This window comes from Streptomyces sp. NPDC014623 (assembly GCF_043088245.1).
GTDB lineage: Bacteria > Actinomycetota > Actinomycetes > Streptomycetales > Streptomycetaceae > Streptomyces.
The window spans coordinates 1-7659 of the sequence record NZ_JBIBZU010000052.1 but is presented as its reverse complement, the minus strand read 5'-3'; the positions used below and the strand labels follow the sequence as shown (position 1 = coordinate 7659).

Annotated in this window: 5 protein-coding genes and 1 pseudogene; 2 read left to right on the top strand and 4 right to left on the bottom strand. The window is 67.0% G+C overall.

The genetic code is table 11. The features are described 5' to 3' along the window. Window positions 1-288: 288 nt before the first annotated feature. From ACF1FZ_RS34890 to ACF1FZ_RS34875, 4 genes and pseudogenes are all read right to left on the bottom strand, one after another. Window positions 289-1242 (bottom strand): annotated as a pseudogene (locus tag ACF1FZ_RS34890) (sigma-70 family RNA polymerase sigma factor). A gap of 10 nt (window positions 1243-1252) precedes the next feature. Continuing rightward, window positions 1253-2314: a hypothetical protein gene (locus ACF1FZ_RS34885; protein ID WP_391777382.1), complete on the bottom strand. Its 1062-nt coding sequence runs from the start codon at window positions 2312-2314 to the stop codon at window positions 1253-1255. Window positions 2315-2530: 216 nt separating this feature from the next. Then, the gene (locus tag ACF1FZ_RS34880; RefSeq protein ID WP_391777381.1) at window positions 2531-3730 is read right to left on the bottom strand and encodes an NAD(P)/FAD-dependent oxidoreductase; all 1200 of its coding nucleotides are present in this window, start codon (window positions 3728-3730) and stop codon (window positions 2531-2533) included. 645 nt (window positions 3731-4375) lie between these two features. After that, window positions 4376-5580, bottom strand: a protein-coding gene (locus tag ACF1FZ_RS34875) for an IS3 family transposase (RefSeq protein ID WP_391777380.1) whose coding sequence is annotated in 2 segments (ribosomal slippage) — window positions 4376-5289 and window positions 5289-5580 — 1206 coding nt in all. Because the reading frame shifts where the segments join, the coding sequence is not laid out codon by codon here. Between the two features lie 95 nt (window positions 5581-5675). Between ACF1FZ_RS34875 and ACF1FZ_RS34870 the strand changes: the two genes are divergently transcribed. Further along, window positions 5676-6350 (top strand): ParA family protein, encoded by a 675-nt coding sequence (locus ACF1FZ_RS34870; protein WP_391777379.1) that lies wholly within the window; start codon window positions 5676-5678, stop codon window positions 6348-6350. After that, window positions 6350-7486 (top strand): ParB/RepB/Spo0J family partition protein, encoded by a 1137-nt coding sequence (locus ACF1FZ_RS34865; RefSeq protein WP_391777378.1) that lies wholly within the window; start codon window positions 6350-6352, stop codon window positions 7484-7486. Before ACF1FZ_RS34870 ends, ACF1FZ_RS34865 begins: the two co-directional genes overlap by 1 nt. Window positions 7487-7659 lie beyond the last annotated feature (173 nt).

The following is a 7659-nucleotide window of genomic DNA, read 5'->3' as shown; positions in this document are numbered from 1 at the left end:
GGCGCCGCCGGCCAGCCCACCACAGCTTGAGCCTAGGCTGACGCCTGGGCCAGCCACACCCTGACACCCCGTCAGACACCCACGTCCCCAACAACATGACAGCGCCCTGCGGGAGGACAACGGCCGGCTTTGCGAGCACGTCGCCGTCTATGCCCAGGTCATCCACGAACTCCGCACCGAGCTGGACCGGCGCACCAACAACAGCACCCAGCGGAGCCCCGTCCGGAGCCTCCCCACCAGCCACCTATGAAGCGCGGGGCGCTGCGCCTGGCCGCGGTCGGCGTCAGCTCACCACTGGGTGATGAGCGGTGTGTCCGGTCCGTGCTGGCGCCAGGCCTCGGTGAGGCGGACGAGGCGGGCGGGGGCGGCGATGCCGCGCACGGTTGCGATCTTGCCGCTTGTGATGTCGAACGTTACGGCGCCCACGACCTTGCCGTCGGGCACGAAAAGGATGGCGGGGGCGCCGTTGACGAGCGCGTAGTGGACAGCAGAGATTCCGCCGGCAAGCCGCTGTTTTGCGGGCGTGGATTTGAAGCCGGCCCGTGCGATGGCGGCGATGCGCTGTGGAGTGTCGTACCGAAGCAGCTTCTCGGTCAGGCCGGCACCGTCGGAGATCGCGGTCGCGTCGTCGGTGAGCAGCGCCACTAGGCGTTCGGTGCGGCCCGAGGTGGCTGCGGCGAGGAATTCCTCGACGATCCTGCGGGCGGATGCCGGGTCGACTTCGCCACTGCCGCGGCGTGTGGCGGTGATGCGGTGCCGGGCCCGGTGGAGGTGCTGCTGGCTTGCGGAATCGGTGATGTCGAGGATATCGGCGATTTCGGCGTGGTTGTGGGAGAACGCTTCGCGCAGGACGTAGACGGCCCGCTCCAGCGGTGACAGACGCTCCATGAGAGTCAGTACGGCCAGGGAGACCGATTCACGCTGCTCGAATGTGTCGGCCGGGCCGAGCATCGGGTCGCCGTCGAGGAGCGGTTCAGGCAGCCAGGCACCGACGGTGCGTTCGCGGCGGGCCTGCGCTGAGCGGAGCTGGTCTAGGCACAGGTTGGTGACGACCTTGGTCAGCCATGCTTCCGGCACCTTGATCCGCTGCCGGTCGGCAGCCTGTCAGTGCAAGAACGCATCCTGCACGGCGTCTTCCGCGTCGGCGGCGGAGCCAAGCAGCCGGTACGCCAGCGAGGCCAGCCGGTTCCGGCTGGCCTCGAACCGGCTGGTGTCGAAGCGATCCCTGGCGGTGCTGTCCACGCGGAACACCCTAACTAGACGGCTGCGCTACCACGTTCTCGGCTGGCTCGGCGGACTCGGCGGACTCGGTGGGCCCGGCGCCCAGGCGGCGTTCGCGCCTGGGCAGACCGCTGGCCAGGCAAAGCGCGACACCGAATCCGAGCCAGGTCATGAGCACGAGGACGGAGTGGGTGGAGCCGTGGCCGTCGAAGAAGGCTGTGGAGCGCAGCAACTGGCCGCCCGCTCCGGGCGGCATCAGCTGGCCGAGCGTGCCGGACCAGCCCGGCAGCATCTCGGGTGCGGTCGACGCGCCTGACAGGGGGTTGCCGATGAGCATCATGGTGACGGCGCCGAGGCCGAAGCCGGCGTACCCGAACTGTGACTCCAGCCCGATGATGGTCAGAGATGTGGCGGCGATGGCCAGGGCGATCGCGCCGGTGCTGACCAGGTAGGAATCGTCCAGTGAACCGAGCCAGAACTGCAGGATCGCTGCCACCGCCAGACCTCCGGTGATCGCGAAGGTGAGTGCCCCGGCGACCTGGCGAACGATGCTGCGGACAAGCCTGGTCAGTAGCAGCGCGGCGAGCAGGCCGCCCATGACTAGGGGCAGGGCTCCGGCGGCCAGGCCGGCGCCGCGGGGGTCATCGGCCGGCAGGGCGACGATGTCGCGGACAGGGGACGTCTTGCTGGGGCCCTGTGTCTGACCGAGCCCCACCGCGACGCCCTGAAGGGTCTGGGCGACCGCTGCGCCGGCGGCCGAGGCTGTGATGACCTGCGGAGCGCCGGAGTTGACGTCTATCGCCCCGTACACCTCCCGGTCGCGGATCAACCGTTCGGCGGATGAGGTGTCGGCGACCTCGGTGATCGCGAAGCCGCCCGGCAGGCGTTGATCGAGCGCGGCGCTGACCTGCTTGACCGCGGCGGGCGGCCCGGCGACGGCGATCGGCACGTCGTGCACATGCGACCGCACCGACGGCCAGGCGAAGGCGGTGAGCAGCACACTGATGAGTGCCGTGAGCAGGACGACTGTCCTGGCCACCGTCGGCCAGGACGACGGCAGTGTGTCGGCTACGCGTGGGGCCGGAGTATCCATGCGTCCTCCTCGGACAGAGAGATCTCTTTGCCTGGTGACGGGGACGGGCTGGTTGCACACCCCGGGTCAGCAGCGGCTCCGGCCGGTTGCTGGTCCGGCCTCGCAGGTGGGCGGTCGGTATCTGGCCCAGTGCCGGGGTGCTCAGGCGCGCACAGGATGGGGCAGCGGTGTTCCGCCCCTGGCCTCGAAGCGCAGTGGCAGTGCTGCCCATGGCGGCTACGCGGCCGCCTTCTCGGCTGACGCATCCGGTACGGCGGCCAGGTGGCGCTTGCGCTTGGGCAGGCCGAAGGTCGGGTGCGAGGTGGTCCACAGCGACATCTTGAGGATGCCCGCCTTGATCCGCGCGGCCTTCCTGCCGCCCACGTACTTGGGCTTCGCCTGTGCTTCGCCGTCGACCAGCTGCAGGATCCCGTCCCGCCGCCCGAGGCTGATGTGGTTGCCGTGGTACTCCAGCTTGGCGTTAGGGATCTTGCGGCCGGTCAGGCGTCCCGCGATCGCGGCCGTGGCCTGCATGCCGGTGTAGCCGGCCGAAGCACAGGACATCGGCAGAGGTCGGCCGTTGTCGCCGATGGCGTAGGCGCTGTCGCCCACGGCGTAGACGTTCGGGTGTGAGACCGACTGCATGGTGCGATCGACGATGATCCGACCGTTCTCGGTGACCTCCAGCCCGCTGGCGGCAGCGATGGGGGTGACCGCGAACCCGGCTGTCCACACGGTCGCGTCGGAGGCCAGGGCGGTACCGTCGGCGCACAGCACCCGCGCCGCTTCGACGGCTTCGGCCTCGGTGTGCTCCAGGACGCTGATGCCCAGCCGGTCACAGGCCTGGCGCAGATGGCTGCGGGCTCCGGCGGAGAGTGAGGCGCCCAGCTCGCCGCGGGCGATGAGTGTCACTGACAGGCCGGGCCGGGATTCGGCGATCTCGGTGGCGGTCTCGATGCCGGTCAGCCCGTCGCCGACGACCAGCACACTCCCGCCTTCGCCCCGCTTGGCCAGGTTGTCCAGGCGCTCGCGCAGGCGCAGTGCCGCCGGACGACTGGTGACGTGGAAGGCATATTCGGCCACGCCGGGGACGCCTTGGTCGGCGACGCGGCTGCCGAGCGCGTAGAGGAGGGTGTCGTAGGCGAGCTCGCCACCGCCGTCGGCGCCAGCCACGGCGACGACCTGCCGCTCGGGGGCGACGGCGGTGACACGGGCCAGGCGCAGCCGTATCCCCGTGCCCGCGAAGACGTCGGCGAGCTGTGGAGCCTCGATCTCCTGGCCGGCCGCGAGCTGGTGCAGCCGCAGTCGCTGGACGAAGTCCGGCTCGGCGTTGACCACGGTGATCTCGGTGCCTGCCGGGGACAGCCGACGGGCCAGGGTCCCGGCCACGTAGGCCCCGGCATAACCGGCGCCGAGAACGACGATGCGGTGCTTCATTTGCTGCTCCTGTCGGTTCGCTAGTTCTCTGTCGGTGACTTGAGCGGGACAGCGACCCGATTCCTGACAGAAACGACATGTGATATGAATCACAGGTGGGGCAGGGGCGCCGCCAACCGATGCTCGCAACGTCGACGTGGCGCGCATGGGACTCCGTGGGCGCGTGATGCCGCTCAACGCAAGGCGTGTCACTCACTCAACGCCACGGCCTGGACGACGGCACGGCCACGTCATCATCACCAAAGGATGGCCTCCGAGCACCTGGAAGCAACAGCTCGCAACAGGCGAGAGAACCGGCGGCCGCCACAGGGGGTACGGGCTTTCTCTGCGTTCTGTGCCAGCTGACACATGTCTGCGTACGCAGTGACGACTTCGGACGACATCGCAGGCGTTTTCAAAACCCGGTTTTGAAGTGCTGCCCGGCGGGCTGCTGAGGCAGGGAGGCTGACCTGGGTTTAAAACCCGGTTTTGAACCGGCACGCCGAGATACCCCTTGCTGAGTCGCTCGTGGCATCCTGTTTCGGTCCGCTAGTACCGACCCGCCCGGGCCGGGAAGCATACGGAGCATCAGGAGTATCACCTATGGCACGGATTACCGCGCTCATCAACCGCAAGGGGGCCTTGACCCCGAATCCTGGACACGGGTTATGCGGCTGATGCCAGCGTAGTTGGTGTGAGTTGGAGGGCGCTCTCGAAGGCGATTGGTGATCGTTGTCCGAGGTGGGAGTGTCGGCGTCGGGTGTTGTAGCGGTGGAGCCATCGGAAGGCGTCGAGTCGGGCCTCGCGCTCGGTTGGCCAGCTCTTTCGTCCTTGCAGGGTCTCGCGTTTGAAGGTCGCGTTGAAGGACTCGGCGAGTGTGTTGTCCGCGCTGGACCCGACCGCGCTCATGCTTCGTCGAACCCCTGCTGACCTGCATGCTTGAGTGAAGATTCTGCTTGTGTACTGGGCTCCGTGGTCGGTGTGCATGATCGATCCGGCGAGGCTGCCGCGGGTGCGGATCGCCGTGGCCAGGGCGTCCGTCACGAGATCCGCGCGCATATGGCCGGCGATCGCCCAGCCGGCCAGGCGGCGTGATGCGAGGTCGATGACGGTTGCCAGGTAGCAGAACTTCCCGCCGTCGATGGGCAGGTAGGTGATGTCGCCGACGTACTTCGTGTTGGGCCTCTGGGCGCTGAAGTCGCGACCGATCAGGTCCGGCGCCGTGGCGGCTGCAGGGTCGGGGACGGTGGTGCGGTGCCGGCGGCGCAACCGGACTCCTTCGATCCCGGACGCCCGCATGATCCTGGCGACCCGCTTGTGGTTGACCGCCTCATGGCTCGTCTCGCGGAGCTCGGCGGTGATTCTCGGGGCTCCGTAGGTGCCGTCCGATTCCTGGTGCACGGCCCGTATCCGGGCGGCCAGGCGAGCGTCGGCTGCCTGCCTGGCGGCCCGGTCCGCGGCTGTCCGGCGCCAGTAGTAGAAGCTCGAGCGGCTGACGCCGAGGATGCTGCAGAGCCGCTTCACGCCGTAGCGGCGCTGGAGGTCGGCGACGCACTGGAAGCGGTTCACCAGCGCGTCTCCCCGGCGAAATACTTTGCGGCTTTGCGCAGGATCTCGCGTTCCTCCTCCAGCTCGCGGACCTTCTTGCGCAGGGCCGCGTTCTCCGCTTCCAGTGGTGTCGGCAGCTGTGCCGGTCCCTGCGTCCGGCGCCCCCGGGGCCGACTCGCTCCGGCCGCCCGGACCCAGTTCCGCAAGGTCTCCGAGTTGATCCCCAGATCGGCGGCGACCGACCTGATCGTTGCATCGGGCCGCGACTCGTACAGCGCGACCGCGTCCGCCTTGAACTGTGGCGGGTAGTTCTTCATGACCACGAGATGTCCGTTCTCAGATCCTCAGGATCCAGTGTCTCGTATGTCCAACATCAGGGGTCAAGGCCCAGGGTGGGGTTGGCAAGTCGACCCTCACCGTGAACACAGCGGCCATCACTGCCCATGTACTGGGCCAGGCCCCGGACGGCGATCCGCACTACGTTGCCGCAGTCTCCGCCGACCCCCAAGGTTCGACCACTTGGTGGTCAGAGCGTGTCGGCGAAGACCTGCCGTTCTCGTTTGAGCAGATCAACTCCCGGGACGACCTTGAACTCTTCTCGCACCTGAAGAAGTCACGCAAGGTCCGGCACGCCTTCATTGATACCCCCGGCTGGATGGACCTCCCGGAGGACGAGAAGGAAGATGCCGGCGATCCTTTTGGCCAGAGCACGGCTGCCGACGCCATGCGCGCTGTCCTCGCCAATGCCGACGACATCATCGTCCCGGTTGAGCCGGAGCCCCTGGGCTTCATGCCGACCCGCGACACCATCGAAGAAGTCGTTAAGCCGCTCGGCATTCCCTACCTGGTCGTCATCAACAACTGGGATCCGCGCGACGGCGAAGCCGACCTTGAGCAGACCAAGGACTTCGTCCGGAACCAGGGGTGGAAGCTGGCAAATACCGTCATCCGTCACTACAAGGTCCACACACGGGCAGCCCTTGAGGGAACTGTCGTCACCCAGTACAAGAAGAACCGCGTGGCCATGGAGGCCCGCGAGGACTTCTACCAGCTGGCACTGGAGCTCGGAGCAGGCAAGAAGGACCGTCGCTGATGGCTACGAAGAAGCCCTGGGCAGAACTGCTCGACGGCCCCGGGAAGACGGCGAAGAGCACAGGAACACCTGTGCAATCCGTCGTCCCCGAAGTGCCGCCGACGACCGTGTACATGCACACCGTCATCGGTAACCCCGGCAACCCGCGTACGGACCTCGACTACACGGACGAGGACGCAGAGTTCCGTGAGCTGAAGAGCTCCATGCGCTCAGTGGGTCAGCTGCAGCCCGCCGTGGCGATGTCGAGTGCGGCCTTTCGCCGGGCCAAGCCCGAGTACGCCGAAGCATTGGGTGACGCCGAATGGATCATCATCCTCGGCAACAGGCGCTACCACGCAGCTAAGCAGCTCGGCTGGACCAAGTTTGAGATCCGAGTCCGGGACCGCCTTGGCAACGCGGAAGACGACAAGGTCGATGAAGCTGTCATCATCGAGAACATCCACCGCAAGAACATCCCGCCCTACAAGGAAGCGGAGTTCCTGCAGCGGATGGTGGAGCGTCACGGTTCTCAGGAGAAGGTCGCGGAGCGCATCGGCAAATCGCAGATGTACGTCTCCAACAGGCTGAGCCTGCTCAACCTGACACCAGAGCTCCGGGACATCGTCGACACCAAGCAGATCAAGGTCAAGACGGCAGAGCAGATCTACAGGATCAAAGACCCCGAGGCGCAGAAAGCCAAAGCTGCCGAGGAGATTCTCAAGAGCTCTCAACCCAGACAGCCCCACAAGGTGCGGAAGAGCACTGAGCAGGTTCAAAACCCGGTTTTGACACCAGCCTCGGCCAGCGCGGAAGGCAGGGCCGAAGACGAAGGTCCGGATGCGCCGGACGACCATGATGCGCCCACTCAGGGCCGCGTTCCCGAGCCACGGCCCAGTCATGCGACCGCTGAAGAACCCGAGCCGTACGCGGCTCCTGGGTTGCCCTGGGACGACGGGGCGGCGCTCATGGACACCGCATTCCAGCAACTGGCCCCCGCCCAGCGCAGTGCATTCATCCAGCGCTACTTCGTGCTCAGCCGTGGCGTGGATGCGGTCACCCTGGACCTGAAGGGCACACTGAACTCGCAGGCCCGCGCATCACTGGCGACCATCCTGCGGGCAGTCGCCGACGGGCTCCTGGACGAGACAAAGTCTTAGAGGGTGTTTACGCCTCTCTTGATGAAGTTTCAGGTGCTATGCGACTCGGCTTGGATGAGATGGGTGCTTCTCGAGGTTCCGGTGGTGCTGGTGGGGTGTTGATGCCGTGGTCTCGCCCGCACTCCTCCTGTTTCATCCCAGGACGCGCCGTCGTGCACCGTTCGCTTCGCGCG

Coding starts and splice junctions, on each gene's coding strand:
- ACF1FZ_RS34885 (WP_391777382.1), bottom strand. CDS start 2,314: ATGGATACTCCGGCCCCACGCGTAGCCGACACACTGCCGTCGTCCTGG.
- ACF1FZ_RS34880 (WP_391777381.1), bottom strand. CDS start 3,730: ATGAAGCACCGCATCGTCGTTCTCGGCGCCGGTTATGCCGGGGCCTAC.
- ACF1FZ_RS34865 (WP_391777378.1), top strand. CDS start 6,350: ATGGCTACGAAGAAGCCCTGGGCAGAACTGCTCGACGGCCCCGGGAAG.